Annotated in this window: 24 protein-coding genes; 9 read left to right on the top strand and 15 right to left on the bottom strand. The window is 56.7% G+C overall.

The window, feature by feature from the left end:
* Positions 1-101 precede the first annotated feature (101 nt).
* The 12 genes from JRC49_11200 to JRC49_11145 form a co-directional block, all read right to left on the bottom strand.
* Complete coding sequence (locus tag JRC49_11200; GenBank protein ID QTE70365.1) at positions 102-818, bottom strand: hypothetical protein; 717 nt, start codon at positions 816-818, stop codon at positions 102-104.
* A 43-nt stretch (positions 819-861) separates the two neighbouring features.
* Positions 862-1,278, bottom strand: coding sequence for a flavodoxin (locus JRC49_11195; GenBank protein ID QTE70364.1), 417 nt, complete (start codon positions 1,276-1,278; stop codon positions 862-864).
* The gene (locus JRC49_11190; GenBank protein ID QTE70363.1) at positions 1,275-1,874 is read right to left on the bottom strand and encodes a DUF3793 family protein; all 600 of its coding nucleotides are present in this window, start codon (positions 1,872-1,874) and stop codon (positions 1,275-1,277) included. The genes JRC49_11195 and JRC49_11190 overlap by 4 nt, the downstream gene beginning before the upstream one ends.
* A 170-nt stretch (positions 1,875-2,044) precedes the next feature.
* A complete protein-coding gene (locus JRC49_11185; GenBank protein QTE70362.1) occupies positions 2,045-2,752 on the bottom strand; it encodes an ABC transporter ATP-binding protein in 708 nt (235 codons plus the stop codon).
* A 1-nt stretch (position 2,753) separates the two neighbouring features.
* Positions 2,754-3,959: an ABC transporter permease gene (locus JRC49_11180; GenBank protein QTE70361.1), complete on the bottom strand. Its 1,206-nt coding sequence runs from the start codon at positions 3,957-3,959 to the stop codon at positions 2,754-2,756.
* A complete protein-coding gene (locus JRC49_11175) occupies positions 3,956-4,363 on the bottom strand; it encodes a DUF4418 family protein (GenBank protein ID QTE70360.1) in 408 nt (135 codons plus the stop codon). The genes JRC49_11180 and JRC49_11175 overlap by 4 nt, the downstream gene beginning before the upstream one ends.
* A 12-nt stretch (positions 4,364-4,375) precedes the next feature.
* Positions 4,376-5,083, bottom strand: a complete 708-nt coding sequence (locus JRC49_11170; protein ID QTE70359.1) for an ABC transporter ATP-binding protein — start codon at positions 5,081-5,083, stop codon at positions 4,376-4,378.
* A gap of 190 nt (positions 5,084-5,273) precedes the next feature.
* Positions 5,274-6,734 (bottom strand): FtsX-like permease family protein, encoded by a 1,461-nt coding sequence (locus tag JRC49_11165; GenBank protein QTE70358.1) that lies wholly within the window; start codon positions 6,732-6,734, stop codon positions 5,274-5,276.
* Between the two features lie 3 nt (positions 6,735-6,737).
* A complete protein-coding gene (locus tag JRC49_11160) occupies positions 6,738-8,036 on the bottom strand; it encodes an ABC transporter permease (protein ID QTE70357.1) in 1,299 nt (432 codons plus the stop codon).
* Positions 8,037-8,200: 164 nt separating this feature from the next.
* Complete coding sequence (locus JRC49_11155) at positions 8,201-9,490, bottom strand: DUF2318 domain-containing protein (protein QTE70356.1); 1,290 nt, start codon at positions 9,488-9,490, stop codon at positions 8,201-8,203.
* A 91-nt stretch (positions 9,491-9,581) separates the two neighbouring features.
* Entirely contained in the window at positions 9,582-10,139 is a 558-nt protein-coding gene (locus JRC49_11150) for an iron transporter (protein ID QTE70355.1), read from the bottom strand.
* A gap of 88 nt (positions 10,140-10,227) precedes the next feature.
* A complete protein-coding gene (locus tag JRC49_11145) occupies positions 10,228-11,973 on the bottom strand; it encodes an FTR1 family iron permease (GenBank protein ID QTE70354.1) in 1,746 nt (581 codons plus the stop codon).
* 207 nt (positions 11,974-12,180) lie between these two features.
* Here JRC49_11145 and JRC49_11140 point away from each other — a divergent pair, with 207 nt between their 5' ends.
* The 4 genes from JRC49_11140 (at position 12,181) to JRC49_11125 (ending at position 14,670) form a co-directional block, all read left to right on the top strand.
* Positions 12,181-12,567 carry a helix-turn-helix transcriptional regulator gene (locus JRC49_11140; protein QTE70353.1) on the top strand — a complete coding sequence of 129 codons (387 nt, stop codon included), beginning with the start codon at positions 12,181-12,183 and terminating at the stop codon, positions 12,565-12,567.
* Between the two features lie 55 nt (positions 12,568-12,622).
* Positions 12,623-12,988 (top strand): metal-dependent transcriptional regulator, encoded by a 366-nt coding sequence (locus JRC49_11135; GenBank protein ID QTE70352.1) that lies wholly within the window; start codon positions 12,623-12,625, stop codon positions 12,986-12,988.
* Between the two features lie 17 nt (positions 12,989-13,005).
* A complete protein-coding gene (locus JRC49_11130) occupies positions 13,006-13,362 on the top strand; it encodes a hypothetical protein (GenBank protein ID QTE70351.1) in 357 nt (118 codons plus the stop codon).
* A gap of 762 nt (positions 13,363-14,124) precedes the next feature.
* On the top strand, positions 14,125-14,670 hold the full coding sequence (locus JRC49_11125; protein QTE70350.1) for a winged helix-turn-helix transcriptional regulator: 546 nt from the start codon (positions 14,125-14,127) through the stop codon (positions 14,668-14,670).
* Positions 14,671-14,978: 308 nt separating this feature from the next.
* Here the strand turns inward: JRC49_11125 and JRC49_11120 are convergent, their stop codons facing one another.
* Positions 14,979-16,280 (bottom strand): HlyC/CorC family transporter, encoded by a 1,302-nt coding sequence (locus JRC49_11120; protein ID QTE70349.1) that lies wholly within the window; start codon positions 16,278-16,280, stop codon positions 14,979-14,981.
* A gap of 374 nt (positions 16,281-16,654) precedes the next feature.
* On the opposite strand from JRC49_11120, the gene JRC49_11115 reads away from it, so the two are divergent.
* From JRC49_11115 to JRC49_11105, 3 genes are all read left to right on the top strand, one after another.
* Positions 16,655-17,140 (top strand): hypothetical protein, encoded by a 486-nt coding sequence (locus JRC49_11115; GenBank protein ID QTE70348.1) that lies wholly within the window; start codon positions 16,655-16,657, stop codon positions 17,138-17,140.
* Positions 17,141-17,181: 41 nt separating this feature from the next.
* The gene (gene floA, locus JRC49_11110) at positions 17,182-18,189 is read left to right on the top strand and encodes a flotillin-like protein FloA (GenBank protein QTE70347.1); all 1,008 of its coding nucleotides are present in this window, start codon (positions 17,182-17,184) and stop codon (positions 18,187-18,189) included.
* A 169-nt stretch (positions 18,190-18,358) separates the two neighbouring features.
* Positions 18,359-18,802, top strand: a complete 444-nt coding sequence (locus JRC49_11105; GenBank protein ID QTE70346.1) for a hypothetical protein — start codon at positions 18,359-18,361, stop codon at positions 18,800-18,802.
* Positions 18,803-19,570: 768 nt separating this feature from the next.
* Here the strand turns inward: JRC49_11105 and JRC49_11100 are convergent.
* Entirely contained in the window at positions 19,571-21,163 is a 1,593-nt protein-coding gene (locus JRC49_11100; GenBank protein QTE70345.1) for a hypothetical protein, read from the bottom strand.
* 178 nt (positions 21,164-21,341) lie between these two features.
* On the opposite strand from JRC49_11100, the gene JRC49_11095 reads away from it, so the two are divergent.
* Positions 21,342-23,384, top strand: coding sequence for an alpha-glucosidase (locus JRC49_11095; protein ID QTE70344.1), 2,043 nt, complete (start codon positions 21,342-21,344; stop codon positions 23,382-23,384).
* Between the two features lie 512 nt (positions 23,385-23,896).
* Positions 23,897-24,919 carry an SDR family oxidoreductase gene (locus JRC49_11090; GenBank protein ID QTE70343.1) on the top strand — a complete coding sequence of 341 codons (1,023 nt, stop codon included), beginning with the start codon at positions 23,897-23,899 and terminating at the stop codon, positions 24,917-24,919.
* Positions 24,920-25,174: 255 nt separating this feature from the next.
* On the opposite strand, the gene JRC49_11085 is transcribed toward JRC49_11090, so the two are convergent.
* Positions 25,175-26,032: a YdcF family protein gene (locus JRC49_11085; protein QTE70342.1), complete on the bottom strand. Its 858-nt coding sequence runs from the start codon at positions 26,030-26,032 to the stop codon at positions 25,175-25,177.
* Positions 26,033-26,045: the final 13 nt, after the last annotated feature.

Below are 26,045 nucleotides of genomic sequence, written 5' to 3'. Positions count from 1 at the left end.
GGTTAGTTATGACTAACTTGTTATATCACTATGATACCTGTATGTCAAGCAAAAGGGACGCGATCCTTTCGGACCGCGTCCTGTGTTTTGCTGTGCAGGGATCAGGCCGCGTTTTCGCTCTCTTCTTCCGCCAGGTTTTCTTCGCAATACAGGGTGATCACTTTGTTGATCAGCTCCGCGTCCGCGTCCACCGGGAAGCCGGCAGCCAGCCAGTAGGCATAGGGCCCTTCCATGATTTTCGCCAGATCATCAACGTTGCTGCCGTAGCGGAACTCAAGATGATAGGTGGTGGCAGGAGTATCGGGCATCATGTAGAAGTATTTGAACTCGCCCGCGTCCTCATCCGCAGTCTCGAACAGATAGCCTTCCATCGCACCGGACAGGGACAGCTTGCTGACATAGGCATATTCATGGCTGAACACAGTCTTGCCGCTCTCATCCGCGCCGCTGATGGTCTTGCCGTCAAAGGTGATTGTGGCCACACCGTTGATGAATCCGCAGGCAAACTGCATGCCGTTGGATCCGTCACCGTAGGTGTCGATTGCTTCCTGGCCGTAGATCGTGCCGGCGCAGTAGCTCTTCATCATGTCAGCCATTGCTTTTCCGTCTTCTTCACCCAGGGCCTTCACGCAGGGCTCCTGCCAGATGGAATCATATTCTGCGGCAGTAATCACCGGGAACAGGGGCTCGTAGGTACCCTTGATGTTCTCCAGCAGTTCCAGGGCTTCCGCGGAATCGTCCGCGGTTTCCGCCACGCCGAAGGCGGCGGTCATCATCAGCAGGCAAAGGGTCAGTACAAGGGAAATTACTTTCTTCATTTTGGTTTCGTCCTTTCGATTCTGATACCGTGTTTTTCCTGATTTATGCCAGTGCTTTACCCAGCGCCTTGCAGGACGCTGTGGCAGCATCGTCAGGGGCTTCGTTCGCCATTACGCTTTCCGCAGCCAGGGCAATGCCCTTCTCCGCGCAGCGGGCTTCCCAGGAGCGCATCCATTCGCCGTCGCCCCAGCCGTAGGAGCCGAACAGCGCGACTTTCTTTCCGGCCAGTGCCGGTTCAATGCTTTCAAGCATCGGCAGGAATTCGCTGTCTTCCAGCTCTTCCGCGCCCATAGCCGGGCAGCCCAGTGCCGCCGCGTCATAGGCGGAGATATCGCCCACGTCAGCGCAGGTCAGCAGATCCGCTTCCGCGCCGGCTTCTTTTGCGCCCGCCGCAACCGCTTCCGCCATTGCCTGCGTATTGCCGGTGCCGCTCCAATAGATCACCGCGATCTTACTCATGTGGTTTCCTTCCTTTCCAGCCTTTCGGCTTCTCTGTATGAAAACTGTCCCGGCCGGATTGTCAGCCTCGACAGGTCCCATCCTTCCCGGTTGCGCTGCAGGTAAGCTTTTGTGCAGTGCCTGCACCGCGCGAAGGTGCGTTGTGCCTGGGGTACGTCGCTCTCATAGACCTTCCACAGGCCGGTGCACTTGCACTCCCCGTGCCGGATAAATCCCCGCACGTCCACCGCCGGATATCCGAGGAACAGCCCGATCTCATGGGGAAAGGTTTCCGATTCCTTCAGCCGGCGGATCAGCCAGGCAATATGCCCGGAAGCGCTTCCGCCGGGATACCCGGCGTCTTTCAGCAGTTCGGCCGCCACCGGATTCCGCAGGTCCTCTTCCAGCATGGACGGGCGGTAGAGGTAAATCAGCGCCTTCCCGTTCTCATACCGGAGGGGCATCGCGCACACACCCTTGGGGAGCAGGCTTTTGTTAATCGCCCGCAGGCTGGCTGTCATCTCTTCCCGGCTTTCAAATGGGCTGTTGAAAAGGCTGCCGGTTTTGATGGCTGCCAGCGTCGGTGCGCAGCAGCGGATTACGGTTTCGTCCGACATCTGTCTCTCCTTTGATTAGTATTAACTAACTTCTTTTCTTAAAAGGAGCTGCTCTCTGGCACATCCCTACACCAAAGAGCAGCTAGAAGAGGTTAGTCATGTCTAATACAAAATAACAGACATTATTCTTTCTGTCAATAGCAATTTTTTATGTGTCACAAACAGACAAATCACTCATTGACAGATGACGGCTGCTGCGTTTTGGAGCCGTCTGCGATGAAGCTGCCCGCGTCCATGCGGATCACCTCATCAGCATAGGCTTCCACGTCATCCTCATGGCTGACCACCAGCACTGCCTTGCCGGCTTTTGCAGCCTGGCGCAGTGCGTCCAGCACTATGACCGTGTTCTCATTGTCCAGGTCACCGGTGGGTTCGTCCGCCAGGATCACGTCCGGATCAGCGGTCAGCGTCCGTGCGATGGCCATCCTGCGCAGCTCTCCCCCGGACAGTTCCGCGGGCATCACGTCCCGCAGGCTGCAGATATCCAGCGCCTCCATCCAGCTTTCTGCCGCTTCCGTCCGGGGTTTGCCGCCGTAAAGCAGTCCCGGCAGGAGGATATTCTCATACACCGTCAGCGTATCCACGGCGCTGCGGCCCTGGGGAACCACGCCGATCTTTTCATTGCGTACCCTGGACAGCTCCGCGTCCTCCAGGGCATACAGATCCGTATCGTCCAGGAAAACCTTCCCTTCCGACGGATTCAGCAGTCCCGCCAGCATATGCAGCAGCGTGGTCTTGCCGGATCCGCTCCTGCCTTTCAGCACGGTCATTTTTCCGCCCCGGAGCGTCAGGGATACCGGTTTGACCGCTTCAAAAAAGTTTGCTTCTCCCCGCTTCCGGAAGTACCGGCGGGAGATGTTTTCCGCTCTCAGTTCCATGTCAGGCGCCCTCCCTCAGTGTGCTGCCCGGGTCCACCCGGCTCAGCTTCGACGCCGTATGCAGGCTTGCCGCGCATCCGGCAGCCACCGTGACCGCGATTGCCAGGACCGCAAATACCGCGGTTGTTCCGGCTGACGGGGCCAGGTAAGGCAGCTTCAGGCTGGTTTCAATCAGCGTGGTAAAGGGGAATACCAGCACCGCGCCGAGCAGCACGCCGCAAAGCGCCCCTGCCAGGCTGCACAGGGCCGTTTCCTTCAGGATCATTCCGGAAAGCATTTTCCGACTCATCCCCACCAGGCGGTAAACCGCCAGTTCCCGCCGGCGTTCATTCACCATCATGGAGAAGGCAATAAACAGGATCGCCAGTGCCAGGATCCAGACCGCGGCGATCAGGATCGCCACCGTCCTGGATACCCCGCCCAGGCTGTCCGATACTTCTGTGATCATGCCGGTCGTCCGGACGGATGTCGCCTTCCGGATCTTTCCGTTCAGCCGGTTGTTGACCAGGCCGATATCCGCTCCCGGAACCGTCTTCACGTAGATGGCGGATACCACCTCCACGTCGTTTCCGGAATCAATTTTATGGCTGACGCCTTTTTCCTCCGCCGCCTGGAGCAGCGTATGGATTGTATTCATGTTGCAGTACACCGCGGTATCCAGGCCGGTGCCGGTCGGCGCCAGTTTGGCCGCCACCAGGCATTTCCGGTCGTAAATCCGGAAGTTATCGCCCACGTCCGTTCCCACGCGGCTGCCGACCACGATTTCCATATCGCCCAGCGGGCGGTTCAGGCTTTCGGCAATCCAGGGCTGCACCACAAAGTCGTTTTCCGGATCAAAGCCGATGATCTGTACCTTCACGGAGCAGCAGTCCGCCTTCATGGAGGAAAGGAAAATCTGGGCGGATGCTTTCTGCACTCCCTCTGTTTCCTTCACCTTGTCCAGTGCGGAAGCGTCCATATAGAAGGTACCGATGGTTCCCTGCAGCAGCATGTTCTTCAGGCTGGATTTGGATTCAGCCTCTGCCGGAACCACAATGATATCCGCGCCCAGGCGGTTTTCCATGCTGCCGAGTCCACGGCGAAGGGATGAAACCACCAGCGTTCCTGCAAAAACAGATAAAGCAAGGAAAGCCGTCAGCAGAATCAGCGCGGTGGTTCTTCCCGGTTTCCTTGTCAGGTTCCGGATCACCGGTGAAAAGCGCTTCATCCCTTCATTCTCCTGCTTCTGCGCTGTTCTGTAATAATCCCGATCAGCGATGTGATTGCCGCGACGCCGGACAGGATGATTACCGCCGGCTGCATTACCGCCCGGCAGTGCATCGTGTCCATTTTGCAAAGGGGCATCAGGGTGCCCGGCAGCAGGACGCCAACCGCCGCGGCGCAGAAAGCCGCCGCAAACAGGATAATACGGATGCCGGGTTTGCGGATCAGCAGCGCCAGCAGTGCCAGGGCTGCCATCACGCAGCCGTCAATCAGGATTGCCCTGCCCGTTCCGGTGCAGGCTGCCGCGCTGCCGTCCGCATGGACGCAGGGGCCGATTACAGTCACGGATCCCACGGCAATCAGCGCCGCGAGAACCAGGACCAGGATTGCGAATAAACTCTTTTTCATATATACCTCTCTTCAGCCCTTTAACCTGGCCAGCCATTCCTTCTGCTGTTCATCAAAGTTTTCATTAATGACTTCCCGCGCCACCTTGCCGTGTTCCAGCACGATGGTACGCTGTGCCGCTTCCGCCACCTCCGGGTCGTGGGTCACGACGATCAGGGTCGTTCCCTCCGCGTGCAGGCGTGCAAACAGATCCAGCACGATGTTCTCGTTCGCTTCGTCCAGGTTGCCCGTCGGTTCATCCGCCAGGATCAGCTCCGGATGGTTGATCAGCGCCCGGGCTACGCAGACCCGCTGCTGTTCGCCGCCGGACAGCTGGCTGGGCAGGTGGTGCGCCCGTTCCCGCAGGCCGACCCGGCCCAGGGCTTCCAGCGCTTCCTGCTCATCCGGCATGGAGTGGTAATACTGGCTGACCATCACGTTCTCCACGGCGGTCAGGTAATTGACCATGTGGAACTGCTGGAAGATCAGGCCGATCTTATCCCGACGGATATCCGTCAGCTTCTTGCTGCTCTCCCGGGCGATGTCCACGCCGTCCAGCAGCACTTCTCCCAGCGTCGGTTTATCCATACAGCCGATGATATTCATCATCGTGCTCTTTCCGGAGCCGGAAGGTCCCATGATCGCGACCCATTCACCCTTATCCACATGAATGCTCACGTTATCCAGGGCCTTCAGGTCACCGTAGATCTTGGAAATGTTTTTTAATTCCAGAAGACTCATGTCTACACCCCTTTAATCAATTCACAATTCACAATTCATAATTCATAATTAAATATACTGATTCGGCCTGGTTTTCTATTCATAATCCAGTCTTCACAAAACGCACTATTCGTTGTTATTCGGTTTCCGGTTTAACAAAACATAATTATGAATTGTGAATTATGAATTATGAATTTGGTAAAAAACGAGTTTACTCGTCTTTTAACACAATCGCCGGGTCAATGGCAACCGCGCGCTTAATCGGCTGCAGGCAGCTCAGGGCCGCCACCGCGATGGATACGATAATCGCCGCAGGCAGCAGCAGCGGCTGGAAAGTGATGGAGGAACCGAACACGTTCACGCTTACCACCTGGGCAAACACAAAACCCAGCAGGCCGCCCAGCAAACCGCCCAGCAGGCCCAGGAACACGCCTTCACCCAGGAACTCTGCCCGGATGCTGCTGTCGGATGCGCCCAGTGCCTTCCGCAGGCCGATCTCCCGGCGCCGTTCCGAAACAACCGCCATCATGGTGGTGGATACGCAGATCATGGTCAGCACCAGCACCACCGCGGTTACCAGGAATACCAGGCTCTGCAGTTTTCCCAGCACGGCGGTTTCCGAACGCGTCACCCGCTTCACCAGCCGGGCCTTGATACCGTGCTGCTCCTCCGTAATCCGGTTCACGTAGGCTTCCAGTTCCTCCGCCGAGGCGCTTACGCTCAGCTCCGCCACGTCCACCTTATCTTCGTCTGTCAGGTTCGCCATATCCTCCAGGCTCATGAACACATAGGCTTCTTCTTCGCCGCCCGTAGTCAGGATGCCGGAGACAGTGCATTTCACCGTCCGGGCTGTGGCCCTGTTTTCCGCGTTCCGGGCGGTGTTCAGGGCGTCCACCACCGCCGTGGAGGTCACCGTGGCGCCGCTGAGCGCGTCCACGTCCTGCCCCAGGGTCAGCGGCAGCGTCTTGCCGATAAACTGGGCATTGAAGGCTTCGTCCGTCTGGGCCAGTCCGCCGATTTCCGGCGTCTGGGTACCCGCGTCAACGGTCATGGAGGCAATCCTGGATTCATCGTCCAGCTTCACCGTCACATAGACCTTTCCGCCGCTCCAGCCTTCCGCGCTGCCGGTCAGCACCGCGCCGGGCTTCCGGTCCTCTTCCGGATCGCTTTCCGTTTCACTCGCCGAAGGCTGCCAGGTCAGTTCCATGCCCGACCCGATCCTTACGCCGATCGTCTCTGCGATTTCCTTGCCCACCAGCACTTCCCGGGGATTCTCCGGATACCGGCCGTCCACGCTGAAATAGGGGCTTGTTTTTGTAATCTGGCTGAAGTCCGTGCCCGCCGCCGTAAAAGACTGCTGGCGCGTGGTCATGTCCACCCGCACGTAGCGGTAGGGCGCCGCGCCCACCAGCTGGTCCGTGTTAATGGTTTTCAGAGCCTCATCCAGTTCCCCGGCTGTCATGCTCTTTCCCTCATCCGCAAGCAGCAGCATATTCGCGCCGAAGGAGCGGAACTGGGCGCCCATCTGCCGGGGCACGTCCACATATATCGTCACCAGGCCTGCCAGGATTGTCGCGCCGATGCCGATGGAAAGCAGCGCGATCAGCATCCGGCTCCGCCGCCGGAGCAGCGAGGCGGTGATCATTCTCAGGAACATTCTGCGTCTTGTCATCGTTCAGTGACCTCCATGCAGCACTTCGGCCGGCTTCAGCCTGAGCACCGTCCGGATCGCCGGCAGGCTGCCCGCCAGCGTCACCAGAGCCACCAGGCCCGCCACGATCGGCACCACCGCCGGTTTCATTTCCACCGCCGCGCCGAATACGCTCCGGCCGATCAGCTGGGCAAATCCGAAGCCCATAAAGTATCCTGCCGCGCCGCCGATCAGCGCCGTGACCAGGATTTCCGTCATGATAACGCCCGTGATGGAATGATCCCGCGCGCCGATGGCCTTCAGCAGGCCGATTTCCTTTGCCCGCTCCATCACGCTGGCCGTCACCAGGTTGCTGATGCCCAGGGCGGAACCGATCAGGCTCAGCGCCGTAATCAGGATCATCAGCAGCTGTGTCTTTTCCAGCACGGCGCCTTCACCTTCCGCAACCTTACGGACCGCGGCGGCCACGGATCCGGGAATCGCTTCCTGGATCTGGTAGCAGATCGCGCTCACATAAGCCGTGCAGTACCAGGTTTCATAGTCCCGGCCGGACAATGCCGCCGGATTCCTGGCCGCCCGGCGGGCCAGCTCGTTGTCCGGGGTGGTGATGGCGGAAACCTCTACCGAGGCCACCTTGCCTTCCCGTCCGGTCAGCTCCTGCACCAGGGCCAGCGTGCCGAAGATCTGTTCATCCTCGTCTCCGCCCGCATCATAGATACCGGCCACCGTCACGGTCTTTTCACCCTTGCTGCCCTGCAGCGTCACCGTGTCGCCGGCTTTCCAGCCCTGAGCCTGGGCTACCGTCATACCGGCCATGATTTCCGCGTTCGCGTTCTCGTCCTTTTCATCCAGCCAGCGTCCGTCCGTCACGTCCCACCAGGAGCGCATGCCGACCACGCCGGCGTCCAGCTCCTCGCCCGTGGGCAGGGACAGGTGATGGTTGAACCAGCTTCCGTTCAGTTTGACCGCGCTGCCGTCCGGCAGTACGGCCTGGGTATCCAGGAACGGCGCGAAGTCCACGATATTGAACGCCCAGAAGATCGTCTTGATCTTGCCCAGGTCATCCTCCTTCAGCCAGGCGGTGTTCAGCTCTTCCCCGCCTTCGCCCACGTCATAAATATCGGACAGAAGGGAGGAATCCTTCGGCTTCACCACAATATTGGCGCCGTAATTCTTCAGTTCCTGGTTGACCTTGTCTCCCACGTCCATCATAACGTTCAGCATGCCCGTAGCCAGGCTGGCGCCCAGCGCAATCGTAAATGCGATCAGCAGCATTTTCCCTTTCTGATGGAACAGTACGCCGCGAATCATCCGCAACAGCATTTCTTTTCCTCCTATTCCGGATTCATCCCGATGAATCCGGAATCAACCATTAATTATGAATTGTTGAGCAGCTGTCCAAATCTTTGATTTGGGTAACGGCTGCCACATTACAGCCGTCAAAGTTCCCGTTGGAACTTTGGTAACGGCGATCATGGAATTCTGAATTACCTGAACTCCTTTTCGCCGGATAATAAATCTTCAAGGCGGAAGACGAGGTTGCCTCCGCTCACTTCGTATGCCAGCGGAATCGGGTTGCAGCCGCCTTTGAAGCCGATGGTATTGATGTTCATGACAACGTCGCAGCGTTTGCAAACCACCTGGCTGCCCCGCTCGTAGTAGCCCGCGCTGCCGCAGACCTCACAGGCGTCAAAGCCGACGCCGTAGGTGGCGGAGTTGGGTTTCTTCACCACAATCCAGCGGATGGTTACGTTCCGCTCCGTTGTGTATTCAAACCGGTGCAGGTGGCCGTCATTGACACTTTCTGCGGAAACCAGGATCCTGTCCCCGTCCACGGTATAGGTTTCCGGGGCGGAAAGCACAACTTCCCGGGTGTCATAAGCCTTCACCACGGTCAGCGTCAGCACGAACAGCAGGATCATCACCAGCGTGGCAATTGCCAGCCGACGGCGTTTCCGGTTCCCGGCACGGAGCTTGCGCAGCTGCGCCGCGTGCTCATAGGGTTCCGTCACCCTGGTGTTCTCCAGCAGGAACAGCAGGGCTGTCAATGCTGCCAGTGCCGCGATGATCCAGATAAAGATCATGGCATTGGTTGCCGTCCACATGGTAAAGGAGCCGATCCAGCCGTACTGGGCTTCGGTATATTTCACAGACCAGCCCAGCCATTTAGCCCGGCTGATCCACGGAACAAAGAACCGTCCCAGGCAGTAGACCGCGTAAATCAGGACGCCTGCGCGGAGCACCCGCCGCGGCACAGCGCCCTTCCGGATATGTACAGCGCATCCGTACAGGAGGCGCGAATAGACGAACAGCAGAAGAAGCGCCAGCGCCCAGCCGCCCAGCCGCTCCATGTAGTAAGCTGAGAAGAAACCGTTGCCCATGGTGTTGAAGCTGAAGGGATACAGCAGCACCGTCGGCAGCCGGAAGAAGATCATTCCCGCGGAGGCCGCGGCCCCGCAAAGGATCAGGCAGATCCCGCCCGCAGCCGGCTTCTTTCCTTCCTTCCGGCCCAGGAACAGGGACAACATGAAAAATGCCACTATGAAAGCCATCAGATAAGCGTAGGTCCAATGGTTCCAGTGACTGGATATGATTTTATTGGTGGTCTGTTTCACAACGGCCAGCGCCGTGCCGGCAGCAACTCCGGCGATCAGGCCGATCGCGTGCCCCCGGCGTCCTGTCCGGCCGTACAGCCTTCCCAGGAACGCGTGCATCAGCGTTGTGATTGTCACTGTGTAAAACAGGTCCTGTATAACACTCCAGAGATAATACAGCAAGTTTATGCCCTCCAGACAGCTGAATATACCGGCGCAGGATCCCCCGCGGATCCCGCGCCGGTCGTCGCAAAGTCTTCAGTTCAGGGGTTAATTACCACTGCTTGACAAACTTCCAGCCGGTCCAGGTCGCTTCCAGGGGCTCGGTCCAGAAACCATCCTTGGCGTCGACGCCGGTCTCGGAGTCAACATGCAGCAGGTAGCCGTTCTCAGCCGGGCTCTTGATGTACAGGGTAATGCTGTACTCGCCGTCAGCCAGCTTGATGTTGTTGCCGTAGTGGGGGCCGTCAGAAGCCGCCATGGGCATCATGGAACCGGAGGTCACTTCTTTGCCTTCGGTGTCACGGATCACGAAATCAATGGTCAGGTAGGGAACCCACTGGTCCACCGGGAAAGCATAACCGTTCTCGTTGGCAGTCAGGTCCACTTCGATATGCAGGTCCGTATTTTCCTTGGCGGTAGCCTGGTCAACGGGAGCCATATCCACGGGCTGGAAGTAAACCATAGCCATGGTCATGAAGCCAACTTCCTGTTCGCCTTCAACGCCCAGTTCGAATTCATCGAAACCGGCTTCTTCATCTTCTGCCATCGCGACAGCAGACAGGGAGAACAGCATCATAGCAGCCAGAACCAGAGAAAGCAGTTTTTTCATTTTGGGGGATCCTCCTTTAATAACAGTCCTTTATAGGGGATTTGGTATTCTTCAGCGCAGTGCGCGGGGCACCGCGCGAAAAATCTGATTAATGGGCGGCCGTCAGTTCCTTGCGCTGGGCTTCCAGCCGGCCGCGGTAATGGGCGACCATGAAGGTGATCAGCAGGATCACTGCCAGGATCAGCTGCGGCACCAGGGTCTCCAGGTACGGATAGATACCGAAGATCTGGATCACGTCGTTTTCCGGAATGCCGGGCACGCGGAGCGTCAGGTCAAACAGGTTGCCTTCCGCCAGTTCCTTGATGCCGCTTCCCAGGAAGCTGACGCACATCACAGCCATGAGGATGCTGGTGGCGGTGAAGAACACCTTGATCGGCAGTTTGATGGAAAGCTTTGTAATGGCCAGGTAGACAAACACCAGGATTACCACGCCCGCGCCGAAGCCGGCCCAGACCATGCCCGCGTTTCCTTCTTGCAGCATCGGCTGGTAGAACAGCACCACCTCGGCGCCTTCACGGAACACGGACAGGAACGCGGTAAACGCCAGGGTAAAGGCGGAGCGCTTTTCCACGCCCGAGCGCACCTTGCTGTCGATATAACCTGTCCAGGCTGCCGCTTCCGCCTTGGAGATCATCCAGTTGGAAACGTAGAACAGGACGCATACCGCAATCAGGGCTGTGATACCCTCGATCAGTTCCTGCGCCATACCGGCGCCGGCCACCGCCTGTTTCACAAAGTAGAGCACCGCCGCCGCGGCAAAGCTTGCCAGGATACCGGCAAGTGCGCCGATGTAGACGTTCTTCAGGCTCCTGCCGTTACCGCTCTTCACCAGGTAGGCGATGATCGCGGCGATAACCAGGATCGCTTCCAGGCCTTCCCGCACGATGATGCCGAAAGCCCCCAGGAAGGTCAGCCACTGCGGACTGCTCTGATCCGCTTCAACCGTCTCCGCGGCGATTTCCTCAGCTGCGGGTTCCGCGGCTCCTTTTTCGGCGGCTGCCAGTTCGTCCAGCGTCTTCGCCTTCTTCAGCAGCACCTGTTTGGTTTTGTCGCTGGTCGTGCGGTATTTGTTCTTCTGGTATTTTTCTTCTCCGGAGCTCACCAGGTTCCGCAGTTCCGTGAACTGCTTTTCCGTCTCCCGGCGGTCCTTCACGCCCAGCTCTGTATAAATTTTGTGGGACAGGCCGGATTCTTCATATACGCTGTAGTAAGCGGTGTTCAGGTTGTCATCCGCCGCTTCAAAATCCTTGTCCAGGTAAGCCAGGTAAGCCGTATCCAGCAGTTCCTTTGTCAGGCTTGCGGCTTCATACCAGCTGGCGTATTTCGCGGCGGCGTTCGGGTCGGGGGAATACTCCGGATAGGGATCCGCGGAAACCAGCTCTCCGTTCTTGTAGAACTTGTTTTCGCTCTGGACGCCGCCCTGCTGCGCGGCCAGCTTGTTGCCGTCTTCCCGGATCATGGCCTTCAGCTTAAACAGGGCGGTGCGGACGGAAACGATGGTTTCCTGGTCCGAGTTTTCCTTCTTGACTGCCGCCTTGCAGGCGGAGAACTGCATCTCCACGGCGTTTTTACGCACGCCGGAAATGTAGCTCATGGTCTGGCGTTCAAAGCCGGTGGTTTCATATACGCGGAAGTAGGCGTCGTTCACGTTGTTGTACGCCGTTCCCGTATCCCCGGCCAGGTAATCCTCAAAAGCCGTATCCAGGTATTTATCGATTTCATCTGATGCGTCAGCCCAGCGCGTGCTGGCTCCCTCGCCTACGGCGGGAATCACCTGCGCCGCCAGGAACAGCATCAGCACCAGCCATAGCACCGGCCGAAGAACCCTCTTCATGCTGCCGTCCTCTTTCTTTTTCAATATTGCTGTTAGTTTCTCCTAATCAGCGACAGTATATTAGCATAATCTAATAATCTTTGCTTGCCTGATATTGACCTTTTAGAGATAAATTATTCGATAATGACTTCTGCCAAAAAGTCATTGATTTGTTTGTTAGTCTATGCTAATATATGAAAGCATTAATTTCCAGGGGAGGCATCAACAATGGCCGAAACATCCAGAACAACCGCCGGAAAGCGTCTGGCGCAGCAGGCGGGATACTTTATCCGGGAGCACAGTGAGCAGAAGTTCTCCCTCTCCGGGATTGCTTCGGCGCTCTTTGTAAACGGAAACTATCTGGCCCGGGTCTTCAAGCGCGAAACCGGACACACCCTGCTTTGGTATCACAACGCGATCCGCTGTGAAAAAGCAAAGCAGCTTTTATATGAAACAAACCTTTCCGTGTCCGAGGTGGGCGCGGCCGTCGGCTACGTCTCCTCCGCCCATTTCTCCCATCTGTTCAAGAAAATGACCGGCATTGCCCCCAGCGACTGGCGTGCACCGGATTTGTTCTCAATCAAAGACCCGATTGATTTTACGGGGCTGATGTGATAAAGTTTGGGAAGATAGATTTGTCTAAAATTATCCACCGGAAAGAGGGATTGCAGTGAATATTTACGAATCTGCCGAGGATTATCTGGAGCAAATTCTGGTTCTGCTGGAAGAAAAGGGTTATGCCCGTTCCACTGATATTGCCGAGTCCCTCGGCGTGACCAAGCCTTCCGTCAGCGTCGCTATGAAAAAGCTGCGGGAGAACGGCTACATCTCCATGGAGAAGGGCGGCCTGATTTCCCTGACCGATAAGGGCTATCCCATTGCCCGCCGCACCTATGACCGCCACCTCACCCTGACGAAGTTCTTTGTCTCCCTGGGCGTGGATGAAGTCATCGCCCGGAAGGACGCCTGCAAGATCGAGCACGATATTTCCGAGGAATCCTTTGCCGCTATCCGTGACAGCCTGCAGAAAGCCTGATTTCACAGGAGTCCGTTATGAAACTGCTGGAAAAGATCCGCGGCTTTCTCCGGGATAACGAGCCTGAGGCCCCGCCCGTACCGGAGGCCCCGGTTCCGCTGAAGAAGACCTGCAAGCAATGCGGGAAGACCTTCACCGTCGATCCCGCCTGGGGCTTCGTGCCTACCTTCTGCAAGGACTGCAAGCAGCAGATGGCGAAGGATAAGGAGCTTGCCCAGCGGGAGGGTCCCCGTCACGACATTAAGAGGAAATGCAAAGCCTGCGGAAAGTTCTTCACCTTCCCCAGCGACGTCCTTCATTATCCCACCTATTGTCCCAACTGCCGTAAGCGCCGCCAGACGGCCATGAAAGAAAAATACAGCCGAAAAAAGTAATCCGGAATCGTCAGATTCCGGTTTTTCTTATGCCAAGCACACTTGTTAATTCATTGTCGAAACCTTCAACCATCCGGAACACCGCAGCGTTAAATACAGCATGTCATTCCGAGCGAAGTCGAGGAATCCCTTACTACGTCCGAAGGACGAAATCATTCTGCATTCTGCATTCTGAATTCTGCATTTGGGCTTCGCCCACTGTCTCCCCGCCCGCCCACGTTCGGGAACGCAACCGGGACACCAACATTCTCACATTGTCATTCCGACCAAGGCAGCTTGCTGCCGCGTGGGGAGCGAGCCGAATGTCAGTCCAGTGGACTGTCAGCGAAGCTGAAATGAAGCGGAGTCCTGTCGTGCGCGGTGCGCGAGGCGGGAATTCCGCCCGCGGTGCGCGCGCGAATCCTTGCCGAAACGAGCAATGCGAAGCGCTCCAAGCGAGCAGTGCGACAATTGAGGATGCGGATATCCCTTACTACGTCCGAAGGACGCTCTGCCTTGCCGAGGATACTCATGTGACAGAGGGACAGCCCTACTGTCACGTTCTCATAAAACGATGACAGGTAGGGCTGTCCCTGCTGTCACATCCCCGCACCTCTCCGCAATGCCCCACATTGTCATCCCAGCAAACACCTCCTACCTCCTACTTCCTACCTCCTACCTTTTTTCGCCATGGCGAAAAATCCCCTTGACATTTCTTCGGTACCGAATTATAATACAGTTGATTCGGTACCGAACCTTACCCCTATGAAAGGAGCGATGAATATGTCTAATCGTGACGGCGATGTTATTCTTGCCTGCCTGAAACTGGCCCGCGCTATGCGCCGCATCCCGCCGGAGCGCAGGGAATATCCCTTCCCGCCCGCTGTCGGCCGCCTGCTGGACTGTGCCGCGAAGAACCCCGGTGTTTCTTCCCGGGAGCTGTGTGAATTCCTGGACGTGCGTCCTTCCTCCCTCAGCGAGATGCTGTCCCGTGCGGAAGCGGAAGGGTTCATCACCCGCACCGTAGATGAGGCGGATCGCCGCATCCAGCGGATTGCCCTGTCCGAAAAAGGACAGAAGGCCGTATCCGATATGGAAAACGCCCGCAATCTGGAGGCTCAGAAGATGACCTCCGCCCTGACGGAAGAGGAAAAGGAGCAGTTCTGCGCCCTGTGCGACAAGCTGAGCACCCATATGGAGCGCCTGGCCCTGGATCTGCCGGAAGACCGGCGGATGCCTCCGCCCCCGCCCCCAGGGCACCCGGACTTCAGGCCGGACCGGGATGGACCCCGTCCGCCCTTTCCTCCGGGAGTCAGGATCAAATGCTGACGCTTTGATCCTGAATGATATATTTCCTTTCAGGAAATATGATATATTGAGGGACAAGCCTTCCGCTTGCCCCTCAATGTGATATATCGCCTTCGCGATATGATATATTCGCCTCCGGCGAATGTTATATATACTTTAATCCCATTCCTGCAATACATGGTAAAGCGCCTTGGAATCATCCAAGGCGCTGTTCCTATATCAGAGTAACTTTCACATCCGGCGGATGCCGGATATTTCATATTGATCGAAGATCAATATTTCACAAAGCCGTTTACGGCTTTATTTCACATTTGCCGCAGGCAAATATTTCATTCCTTCTCTTCTTCCTCTTCTTCGACTTCTTCAGCTTCTTCATCTTCCGCTGCCTCCGTCTCTTCCGGCACCTCTGTCACCTGCATCCTGGTCACCCGGAATCCGTCCATCTCGGTCACGGTAAACTGGTGATGATCCAGCACAAAGCTGTCGCCCACCTCAGGCACCTTCTCCAGCATTTCGCTGGCCCAGCCGCCCACGGTGTCTGCGTCGTACTCGTCGTCTTCCACGCCGAACTTCGCCAGCAGCTCTTCCAGCTGCATATTGCCGTCCACGATCAGGGTGCCGTCTTCCTGCTCCACGACTTCCTCGCTGACCTCGTCATGCTCGTCGTAGATCTCGCCGACCAGTTCTTCCAGCACGTCTTCCATGGTCACAATGCCGTCGGTGCCGCCGAATTCATCCAGCAGCACGATCAGGTGCGTCTGGGTCGTCCGGAACAGCTTCAGCAGGTTGCTGATCGACAGGCTGGCCGGGGCGAACACCGGCTCCTTCATGATCTTGGTGATATCCGTGACGCCCTCATGGGTCATCTTGTAGAAGTCCTTCTCATGCAGGATACCGATGATATGGTCCAGGTCCTCATGATAAACCGGAATCCGGGAGAACCAGGTGTCGCGGAACGCGTCTGCGGCTTCGTCGATCGTCGCGTTGTCTTCCAGGGCGGTCACGTCCACCCGGGGCGTCATGATATCCGCGGCGTTCTGGTCGTTAAACTCGATGGCGGAACGGATCAGTTCGCCTTCTTCTTCCTCAATGTCGCCTTCAGTCTGCGCCTCGTCGATCATGGTCATCAGTTCATCTTCGATCTGGCTTTCTTCCTGCTCCGGCTTTACCAGCTTCGCCAGCAGCTTCCGCCACAGGGCAAACAGCCAGTCCAGGGGCTTCAGTACCGTCACCAGGAAGCGGATCACATGGCTGACGGACATGGCGTATTTCTCCGGCTGCTGCTTGGCCAGCGTCTTGGGGCCGACCTCGCCCAGGAACAGCACCAGCACCGTCATCATAATGGAAGCGATGGTCGTAGCCAGGTCTTCCTGACCCGGAAGAATGCGCGTGGTGAACAGCAGGGTGGCGATTGCCGTACCCACGATGTTCACCAGGTTATTGCCTATGAGAACTGTTGTAATCAGAGAGTCATATTTTTCAAGCAGACTGAGCGCTGTCTGTGCTTTTTCTTTCCGGGGGCCGTCTACGGTCTTCAGTTTAACACGGTTACAGGCGGAATAAGCCGTTTCCGTGGCGGAAAAGAACGCTGAAAGCGCGATACACAGGATCAGGGCAAGCCATAGACCCATGATAATGATTCAATCCTTTCAGAAACTCACACTTGTCAAAAATGGCCGTTCCGCTCATGCGAAACAAAGGAATTATACCATGGAAACCCTTTATTTGCAACAAGAGCGGCGGTTGTGCAATCTCCGCGTATATGATATCATTGGGGTTGTATTGGACATCGATCAATAACCGGGAGAGGAAGCGCCTCTCATCCCCTCTGAATCACGCGTCAAAAGGCCGTTCTTCCGCCTGCCCGCTCCTGCGCGGCGCAGCGTGTTAAGATTGTGTAAGGAATGAAAAATAAGCACGTCTATTTTTCTCTTTTTGCGCTATAATCCCGTTTCCTTACCGTATACAATAGGATCAAAGAAATAAACGGAAAGGAGGATTCCGTATGGATCAATTCTCGCTGAATCTCATCATGATCATCGGCTTCGTGCTGGGCTCCGGCCTCATCGTGCTGGAAGCGTTCATTCCCGGCTTCGGAGTGGCGGGCATCTGCGGTGTTGTCCTGGAAGTTGCCGCGCTTTACTGCTGCTGGCAGCTGTTCGGTGTCGGCACAGCATTACTGGCCTTTGTGGCCGTGCTCGTGCTGATCGCCCTGGCCCTCCTCATTTCCTACCGGAGCGCCATGAACGGTCGGCTCAGCAAGAGTCCCCTGGTGCTGAAGGATACGGAAGCACCCACCGGAGAAGCCAAGCCGGATCACTGGATCGGCAGGGAAGGCGTCGCGGTCACTTCACTGCGTCCCGCCGGTCAGATTGAGATTGACGGCACCCGCCTGAACGCGGCCAGCGACGGCGAGTTCATCAAGCGTGGAACCCCGGTTCTGGTCACCGGTGCCGAAGGCGATCACTATACCATCCGCGTGAAAGACTGAAACTGGATTGAATGTAAACATTATTAAGGAGGAATAACACTATGCCCGGTTCAGCAGCTCTTATTATAGCCATCGTTGTTATCGTAATCATTGCCCTGGCTATCTTCCTTCACTTCGTGCCCATGGGCCTGTGGATCTCTGCCCTGGCCAGCGGCGTGCACATCCCGATCAGCGCCCTCGTTGGTATGCGGATCCGCCGGATCGTGCCCCAGCGCCTGGTGTACCCCCTGATCAAGGCCAACAAAGCCGGTCTGGACCTGACCATCAGCCAGCTGGAAACCCACTACCTGGCCGGCGGTAATGTAGACCGCGTCATCAACGCCCTGATCGCCGCCCAGCGCGCCAACATCGAAATGGCTTTTGAAAAGGCCTGCGCCATCGACCTGGCCGGCCGTGACGTTTTCCAGGCTGTGCAGATGAGCGTTACCCCGAAGGTCATTGAGACCCCCGTGGTTGCCGCTATCGCAAAGGACGGTATCGAACTGCGGGCCAAGGCTCGTGTGACCGTGCGCACCAACATTGAACGCCTGGTCGGCGGTGCCGGTGAAGAAACCGTTATCGCCCGTGTCGGCGAAGGTATTGTTACCACCGTCGGCAGCGCCGAAACCCATAAGCAGGTTCTGGAGAATCCTGACCTGATCAGCCGCACCGTGCTGGACAAGGGTCTGGATGCCGGTACCGCCTACGAAATCCTCTCCATCGATATCGCGGACGTGGACGTCGGCCGTAACGTCGGTGCCCAGCTGCAGATGGACCAGGCCGAAGCCGACCGCCGCATCGCCCAGGCGAAGGCGGAAGAGCGCCGCGCAATGGCTGTTGCCCACGAGCAGGAAATGAAGGCTTCCGTGCAGGAGATGCGCGCGAAGGTGGTCGAGGCCGAGGCCGAAGTGCCGCGCGCCATGGCAGCCGCACTGCGTGACGGCAAACTGGGTGTCCTGGATTACTACCAGATGAAGAACACCATTGCCGATACCGAAATGCGTGAATCCATCGCCAAGGCCAGCACTCCCCAGCAGACCGCCGGCGAACAGCCCAAAGGAAAAAAATAATGAACAATTAACCGCTGCGACGGAGAAGATTCTTCAACTCCGCCGCAAGCGGCTCCGTTCAGAATGACATTAAGCACGCAACGAGTTATTCTGAACGTCCAGCATATAGCCATTAATTCTGAATTCTGAATTCTGAATTCTGAATTAAAATGAAAGGAGTATCCTTTCGATGCCATCTTCCATTTTTCTACTTGCATTCATCTACATCATCGTCGCCGGATGCATGAAGCTTGCCAGGCAGGTCAAGGAGCAGGCCGAAAAGAATGCCGGAACCGCAAAGACGGCCCCGCAGAAGCAGCATAAGGCTCCGAAAGCGGAAGCCAAAGCGCCCGCACCTGTCCCGCAGTCTGAAGAAGGTTCCTTCTTCCGCCCGACAGTCATGCAGCCCACCATCACCGTCACTGAGCACGATGATTCGGTTTACCAGGGCAGCATGAGCGCCGATACCGGCGAAGGATTTGATCCCTGCCACGATGAGCAGCTTGCTCCCCTTTCCGCCGCCCAGGCCGCGGAACCCGTCACTGAAGTGGCTGGTCCCGGCCTCCAGCTGAGCTGGACCGGCAGCGACATTGTCAACGGCATCGTGATGAGCGAGATACTTAAACGGAAATAAACGAAAAAGGAGACAGGAAACTGCCTCCTTTTTCAATTCATAATTCACAATTCATAATTCATAATGATTTACTCCGCCGTCCCTCTGTCAACTGCTCTCCCTTACCTCCACTATCTGTAAGCTTTTTATCCATCACGCACCATGCGGGAATGTGACTGCGGGACAGCCCTACCTGTCATCATTCTATAAGAACGTGACAGTTGGGGAACAATCCGAGAGGTGCCCCAGTGGGGGCGAAGAGCCGATGACCGCCAGTGGCGGAAATTTCATCGGATCTGAGGTCATCTGAAAAGGAGCAAGCTCCACAGTGTGGAGTTGCGACTATTGAAGATGCGGATATTCGCCGAAGGCGAAAACGAGGTGGAGTCCTGTCGTGCGCGGTGCGCGAGGCGGGAATTCCGCCCGCGGTGCGCGCGCGAATCCTTACCGAAACAAGCAATGCGACCGCTCCAAGAGAGCAGTGCGACGATTGAGGTTGCGGAACTGTCCCCTCTGTCATATTCCCGCTCTCCATCGCCTCAACCATCCAATGAATCCATTCAAAAGAAACACTTTCCATCCGGAAAGTGTTTCCTCCGCCATTTTTAAGTTATTGAGCAGTCGTCCAAATCTTTGATTTGGGTAACAACTGCCATGTTACAGCCGTCCATTTCTTCAAGCCAGAGGCGCAGAAGAAATGGATTACGGCGATCACAAAGTTTTAAGTTTTAAGTATTAATTAGGAGGAAATACCTCCTCCCTCCTACTTCCTACCTCCTACCTGTCCCTTCATTCCCACTTGCCAGTAGCTACATACTGGTCCGCTCTCTTGTGTGCCGCTTTCACGATGCCTTCATCGAACCCGATCAGCTTCAGCAGATGAATCGCGTTCCGGCTCACTGCCGGCCCCGGCTTCAGCTTGTAGTCAAACAGGATATCATCATCGGAGATCTTCTCCTCAAAGTGCGCCCTGGTGTACCCTTCGCTTGCCATGTCGCACAGTTCCAGGTCGTGGGTGGCGATCAGGCACAGTACCCTCTCCTGGTCCAGGGCATTCAGCACCTCCGCCGAGGCGGCGATCCGCTCAATCGTGTTGGTGCCGCGCAGCACCTCGTCAATCGCGCACAGCACAAACTCACCCTCACTCCTGTCATCCAGGATCCGCTTCAGGGACTTGATTTCAGCAATATAGTAGCTGTCTCCCGACAGCACGTCATCCGTCAGCGCCATGGAAGTATAGATCCGGAACGGGCTGCCCTTGTAGTTCTTGCAGGTGCAGGTGCAGATGGTCTGCGCAAAGAGCGCGTTCAGTATGGACGCCCGCAGGTAGGTGGATTTGCCGGAGGCATTGGAACCGGTAATCAGCATGGACTTGTCCAGCGCCAGCTCATTCGGCACCGCCTGTTTCAGCAGCGGATGCACGATCTCTTCCGCATGGATGAAAGGCTTTTCCGCGTCATAGTCAATTTCCGGCACGCAGTATCCTTCCGTGCTGGCCCTGTAGGAAGCGATGGAGATGGCGGCGTCCAGTCCACCGACCGCTTCATGGATCACCCGGAAGTCGTCGTGATATTTCGCCAGTTTCACCTTTACAATCTCAAAGTAGATCAGGTCCCAGAGCAGGAGCGTCATGAACATCTCCTTCACGCTCCCGGGAACCGGATCTGTCGCGATTCCTCCGCCCCTGATCAGGGATTTCAGCGGTTTCAGGTGCCCGTACGCCTTTTCCAGATACCTGTCCAGCTTTTCATCCTTCATCCTCCTGATCCGTTCCAGCGTCAAAGCCAGGGAAATGCAGTAATTCGCTGTCCGCATCTCCGTCTCGCAGCTTTTCTGGCGAATTCCGTGGAGCGTACCGTTCACCATAAATGCCAGCAGCGGCATCCAGAGCACCGGCTTGCCGATCAGCGCGAAGCACACAATGGAAACCGGCAGGAACAGGGACAGCAGACAGTAGATGATCAGCCAGGAATTGGATCGTTCCTTCGGCTTAAGGATGTTCTTCAGGTAGATGGCCCGGTTCACTCCCAGCCTGGACAGGAGCACCTGCAGCTTCAGCCGTTTCTCCGGCTCCTGCTCCATCATGGTAATCAGCCCGCGCTCATGCTCAAACTCCTCCCGGTTCATGGGACGCCGGAGCATAGTGTACAGGTGCTGTTCCCCCGCGGTGGAACAGCAGGCGTTGATCCGCTTGTATACCGCGTCCATGTTCAGGTCGTTCCAGGTGGTATCGTCCACATAAAACCGTTCCGGCTCTTCTTCCCGCCTGTCGTCACAGGTGGTCCGGATCCAGTTCATGTCTCCGTCAAAGTATGTAGTCACCGGCTCTTTCCCGTAAGCGTCCTTCAGTTTCTTTATCAGCTTTCTTCGAAACAATATCACTTGTACACCTCCAGGCATCCATTTTCTGGCAGTAATTATTCAGGTTAATCATAGTCGGAATTCTGTATACAAAAAAGGCCGTATTCCGCAAAATAGAACGTTTTATTCTGCTTTCTTGTTTCCCTTCCTTCCCCGTGTTACAATGATCCCGTAAATAGCAATAAGTGAGGAATCCGTAATGATCCGTAAGTACACCTTTGGTGCGCCCCTTCCCACGGACGCAGTGATACAGAACCTCCTGGCAGAGAAAGACTCCCTGCCTTACTTTACCGTGCGCTACGGCGAGGACGGCAGCGTGATCCTGTCCCTGCCCCTCCATCCGGAGGAAGTCCTCTTCGGCCTGGGCCAGGCCGTGCGCGGCATTGATAAACGCGGCCACCGCTATGAAAGCTGGAACAGCGATGTGTTCAATCACACGGAAGAGCGCCCCAGCCTCTACGGCAGCCACAACCTGCTGGTCTTCTTCAGCCCGGACCGGCTCCTCGGCCTCTACCTGGACGATCCGGGAAAGATCATCTGGGACCTGGGCTGGGAAAAGCATGACGAGGCGGTCATCACCTCCCTCAGCGGCAACCTGGACGTATACCTCATCGAGGAGGAGTCCCTCACCGGCATTGCCCGCGCCTTCCGTCAGCTCACCGGCCGCAGCTATCTCCCGCCCCGCTGGGCCTTCGGCTATATCCAGAGCCGCTGGGGCTATGCCAGCGAGGAAGAAGTGCGCACCGTGGTCAATGAGCACCGGAAGCGCCATATTCCGCTGGACGGCGTATGCCTGGATATCGACTATATGGTGGACTTCAAAAACTTCACCTGGAAGCCGGACGCCTTCCCGGACCTGAAGCGTTTCCAGGACGAGATGAAGGAAGACCATCTCCGCCTGGTGCCCATCATCGATGCGGGCATCAAAGTGGAGGAAGGATATGCCCCCTATGACACCGGCAAAGCCGGGGATTGCTTCTGCAAAAAGGAAGACGGCAGCGATTTCGTGGCCGCCGTCTGGCCGGGCCGCTGCTGCTTCCCGGATTTCCTGCGGGAGGATGTGCGCCGCTGGTTCGGCGATCTCTACCGTCCCCTGCTGGAGGCCGGCATTGAGGGCTTCTGGAATGATATGAACGAGCCCGCCCTCTTCTATTCCGACGAGGGCGTCGCCGACGCTTTTGCCGCCGCGGACAAAATCCGTGCCGGCGGCGTGGACTATGAAACCACCTGGTGGCTGAAGGACGTCTTCTCTGGCATGGCCAACAGCATGGACGACTACCGCCGGTTCTATCACCTGGTGGACGGCAAGCCCGTCCGTCACGACCTGGTGCACAACCTCTACGGTGCCGGCATGACCCGGGCCACGGCGGAAGGCTTCCGCCGTTTCAGCCCGGACAAGCGCCTGCTTCTCTTCTCCCGCAGCTCCTTCATCGGAGCCCACCGCAACGGCGGTATCTGGCAGGGAGACAACTTCTCCTGGTGGAGCCACCTGAAGATGGCCCTGCAGATGCTTCCCAGCCTGAATCTCTGCGGCTTCCTCTTCACCGGCTGCGACCTGGGTGGCTTCGGCTGCAACGTGACGGAGGACCTGCTGGAACGCTTCCTGCAGCTGGGCGTCTTCACGCCCCTGATGCGGAACCATTCCGCCCTCCATACCCGGGACCAGGAAATCTATCGCTTCAGCATCTGGGAAACCATGCGGGACACCGTTTCCGTTCGCTATGCCCTGCTGCCCTATCTCTACAGTGAGTTCATGAAGGCCGCCCTGCGGGATGAGATGCTCTTCCGTCCCCTGGCCTTTGATTATTCCGCTGACCAGCGCGCCATCCATATCCAGGATCAGCTGATGCTCGGCGAGGACTGCATGATCGCTCCCGTCTACGAGCAGAACGCCGCCGGACGGTACGTTTACCTGCCGGAGGATATGCTGTTCATCCGCTTCCGTTCCGCGCAGGATTATGACCTCCAGCCGCTGGAGAAGGGTGATCACTGGATCGACCTGGCCCTGGGTGAGTTCCCGCTCTTCGTCAAGAAGAACCATGCCGTCCCGCTCTGCCCCGGCGGAGAATCCTCCGAGCTGCTGGATGACACCACCTTCACCCTCCTGGGACAGATCGGGCAGGAAGGCGCCCTGGAGCTTTACCGGGACGACGGCACCACCACTGACCCGGATCTCGAATCCGGCCTGACCCAAATTGCCCTCGTTCCCGACAAATTCCTCTCCAGGATCGTAAATATATAATTCATAATTCATAATTCACAATTATGAGTTGCTCCGCTACGGTATCCTTTTGCATCGAATAAACCTTCACGCCTTTATTGTCATCTCGACCGACTAAAAGGAGTGGAGAGATCTCCCCTCCCGTTCAAATCCGGGAACGCACCCGGAACACTATTGCCTCCACATTGTCATTCTTCGCAGATATAAACCCTCCAGCAACCGGAACACCATCTGTCCTGAGGCCACATTAATTCTGAATTATGAATTCTGAATTCTTCATTGACATCGCATAAAGCGATGACGCAGTCTCCTCCGGAGATGTAAACCTTCCAGCAACCGGAACTCTACATGTCCGGAGGCCATATTAATTATGCATTATGAATTATGAATTCTTCATTGACATCGCATAAAGCGATGACGCAGTCTCCTCCGGAGATGTAAACCTCCCGGTAACCGGAACACTACATATCCGGAGACCATATTAATTATGCATTATGAATTATGAATTATGAATTATTTTAGGGGGGTCAACCATGAAGGCACTGTTTATCGGCGGAACCGGAACCATCAGCATGGCCATTGTCCGCCAGCTGGCTGAAACACCCGGCTGGGACGTCTGGCTTCTCAACCGGGGCAACCGCGCCGCGGACGTACCCGCCGGCGTGAACACCATCACTGCGGATATCAACGATGAGCAGGCCGTGGCGGAAAAGCTCCGGGACCATACCTTTGACACGGTCTGCGAGTTCATCGGCTTCACTCAGGACCAGGTGGAACGGGACTGGCGGCTGTTCCGGGGCAAAACCCGGCAGTATATCTACATCAGCTCCGCCTCCGCTTACCTGAAGCCAGCTGCCAGCTACGTCATCACGGAGGGTACCTCCCTGGCCAATCCCTACTGGGAATACTCCAGGAACAAGATTGCCTGTGAGGACTTCCTCATGAAAAAGCACCGGGAGGAAGGCTTCCCGGTGACCATCGTCCGCCCCAGCCACACCTATGACGAGCGGAGCATTCCCGTGGCAGTCCACGGCAAAAACGGTTCCTGGCAGGTAATCCGCCGGATCATGGAGGGCAAGCCCGTCATCATTCCCGGCGACGGTTCCTCCCTGTGGACCCTTACCTTCAACACAGACTTTGCCCGGGGCTTCATCGGCCTCATGGGCAACCGGCACGCCATCGGCGAGGCCTTCCAGATCACCGGGGATGAAACCCTGACCTGGGACCAGATTCACCAGACCATCGCCGACGCGCTGGGCAAAACGCTGGTGCCCTATCACGTTTCCGCAGATTTCCTCGCGGAAGCAGGAAAGCCTTACGGCTATGATTTCACCGGCGGCCTCATCGGCGACAAATCCGTCTCCGTTGTCTTCGACAACCGGAAGCTGAAGCGGGCGGTCCCCGCCATGCGGACAGACGTCCCCTTCCACATCGGCGTCCGCAAGGCCCTGGATTATATCCTTTCCCATCCGGAGTGCCAGCGTGAAGACCCCGAGTTCGATTCCTGGTGTGACCGTGTGATTGCTGCTTTAGAGGCAGCGAAGCGCGCGATCTAAAGCTGCAGAACGGGGTCAACTCTACACTCTTCACTTTTCACTCATCACTACAGCGCAATGTGACAGCAGGGACAGCCCTACTGTCACGTTCTTTAAAACGATGACAGGTAGGGCTGTCCCTCTGTCACATTCCTTCACTTCTCCACATTCTTTTTCCTTGAACCTTACATTCAAAGAAATCGCACCCGACGGGTGCGATTTCTTCCTTCATTTTTAAGTTTTAAGTTTTCAGTATTCATTATTCATTGGAAGGCATTACGGCTCTACCGTAATGCCTTCTCTAAGCAGTACTCTCAGCGCGCTGATTCCGCCGCCCGTCGATTTTGTTCCCGGTCGCACGGTATAGCTGTAGTTGCCCACAATGCTGACTTCCATTCCTGTCCGTGCTTTCCAGATTGCCGCCACAGCATTGAACAGGATCTGTGCCCACATCTGGTGATAATCAGAGGTCACCAGCGTGATCTTCTCGATGCCCTGCTGCTTCAGGATCAGGAAAACATTCTGCGCGTTCTCCAGCGTGGTCTGCGCCTGCTCATCCGTCAGGATCCTGTCCGCGTCGATATGGCAGTCCCGCGCCAGGTACATCTTCATTTCCCCGGCTTCGGTATGGTTTTCCCAGTTTCTCTGGCCCGTAGCGCCGCCGGTACAGATCACCAGCGATTCCGGGAAGGACCGGGCAGCCGCGGCTGCCGCGTTGCAGCGACCCTTCAGCTCCTCGGTCATCTCTCCGTCCTGCAGCTGGTATCCCAGTACCACAAAGGCATGCTTTCCGCTGAAATCCAGGCCGCTCCGCTCCAGCGGCGTGGCCGTTTCTTCTCCCCTGTAGGCGAATCTGCGGTAATTGCTGTTCTTTACCGATCCGTACCAGTGGTCCACAATCGCGCGGCCCACTTCATACTCCTCCGCGCTCTTCAGGTGGATCATTTCCAGGATATCATCCAGCTCTTTCCGATCCGCCTTGACTTTATCCCTTTCCTCTGTTTCCAGCCGCTCCAGGAGCGTCTCAAACATCGGATAATCTTCTTCTGCCGCCCGCCAGGTTTCACCAGCCGCTGTTCCGCACAGCAGCATCAGAACCAGGGCCACAGCAATGATCACTTTCGCGCTTCTCATACAGATCCGCCCT

It is taken from the genome of Clostridiales bacterium FE2011 (genome assembly GCA_017569305.1).
In the GTDB taxonomy this organism is placed as follows: domain Bacteria; phylum Bacillota; class Clostridia; order Christensenellales; family Aristaeellaceae; genus Aristaeella.
This window is presented reverse-complemented; position numbering and strand designations above follow the sequence as displayed.

What these genes read in the sequence shown, in the direction of transcription:
- JRC49_11200 (QTE70365.1), bottom strand. Translation starts at nt 818, where the DNA reads ATGAAGAAAGTAATTTCCCTTGTACTGACCCTTTGCCTGCTGATGATG.
- JRC49_11195 (QTE70364.1), bottom strand. Translation starts at nt 1,278, where the DNA reads ATGAGTAAGATCGCGGTGATCTATTGGAGCGGCACCGGCAATACGCAG.
- JRC49_11190 (QTE70363.1), bottom strand. Translation starts at nt 1,874, where the DNA reads ATGTCGGACGAAACCGTAATCCGCTGCTGCGCACCGACGCTGGCAGCC.
- JRC49_11185 (QTE70362.1), bottom strand. Translation starts at nt 2,752, where the DNA reads ATGGAACTGAGAGCGGAAAACATCTCCCGCCGGTACTTCCGGAAGCGG.
- JRC49_11180 (QTE70361.1), bottom strand. Translation starts at nt 3,959, where the DNA reads ATGAAGCGCTTTTCACCGGTGATCCGGAACCTGACAAGGAAACCGGGA.
- JRC49_11175 (QTE70360.1), bottom strand. Translation starts at nt 4,363, where the DNA reads ATGAAAAAGAGTTTATTCGCAATCCTGGTCCTGGTTCTCGCGGCGCTG.
- JRC49_11170 (QTE70359.1), bottom strand. Translation starts at nt 5,083, where the DNA reads ATGAGTCTTCTGGAATTAAAAAACATTTCCAAGATCTACGGTGACCTG.
- JRC49_11165 (QTE70358.1), bottom strand. Translation starts at nt 6,734, where the DNA reads ATGACAAGACGCAGAATGTTCCTGAGAATGATCACCGCCTCGCTGCTC.
- JRC49_11160 (QTE70357.1), bottom strand. Translation starts at nt 8,036, where the DNA reads ATGCTGTTGCGGATGATTCGCGGCGTACTGTTCCATCAGAAAGGGAAA.
- JRC49_11150 (QTE70355.1), bottom strand. Translation starts at nt 10,139, where the DNA reads ATGAAAAAACTGCTTTCTCTGGTTCTGGCTGCTATGATGCTGTTCTCC.
- JRC49_11145 (QTE70354.1), bottom strand. Translation starts at nt 11,973, where the DNA reads ATGAAGAGGGTTCTTCGGCCGGTGCTATGGCTGGTGCTGATGCTGTTC.
- JRC49_11140 (QTE70353.1), top strand. Translation starts at nt 12,181, where the DNA reads ATGGCCGAAACATCCAGAACAACCGCCGGAAAGCGTCTGGCGCAGCAG.
- JRC49_11130 (QTE70351.1), top strand. Translation starts at nt 13,006, where the DNA reads ATGAAACTGCTGGAAAAGATCCGCGGCTTTCTCCGGGATAACGAGCCT.
- JRC49_11125 (QTE70350.1), top strand. Translation starts at nt 14,125, where the DNA reads ATGTCTAATCGTGACGGCGATGTTATTCTTGCCTGCCTGAAACTGGCC.
- JRC49_11120 (QTE70349.1), bottom strand. Translation starts at nt 16,280, where the DNA reads ATGGGTCTATGGCTTGCCCTGATCCTGTGTATCGCGCTTTCAGCGTTC.
- JRC49_11115 (QTE70348.1), top strand. Translation starts at nt 16,655, where the DNA reads ATGGATCAATTCTCGCTGAATCTCATCATGATCATCGGCTTCGTGCTG.
- floA (QTE70347.1), top strand. Translation starts at nt 17,182, where the DNA reads ATGCCCGGTTCAGCAGCTCTTATTATAGCCATCGTTGTTATCGTAATC.
- JRC49_11105 (QTE70346.1), top strand. Translation starts at nt 18,359, where the DNA reads ATGCCATCTTCCATTTTTCTACTTGCATTCATCTACATCATCGTCGCC.
- JRC49_11095 (QTE70344.1), top strand. Translation starts at nt 21,342, where the DNA reads ATGATCCGTAAGTACACCTTTGGTGCGCCCCTTCCCACGGACGCAGTG.
- JRC49_11090 (QTE70343.1), top strand. Translation starts at nt 23,897, where the DNA reads ATGAAGGCACTGTTTATCGGCGGAACCGGAACCATCAGCATGGCCATT.
- JRC49_11085 (QTE70342.1), bottom strand. Translation starts at nt 26,032, where the DNA reads ATGAGAAGCGCGAAAGTGATCATTGCTGTGGCCCTGGTTCTGATGCTG.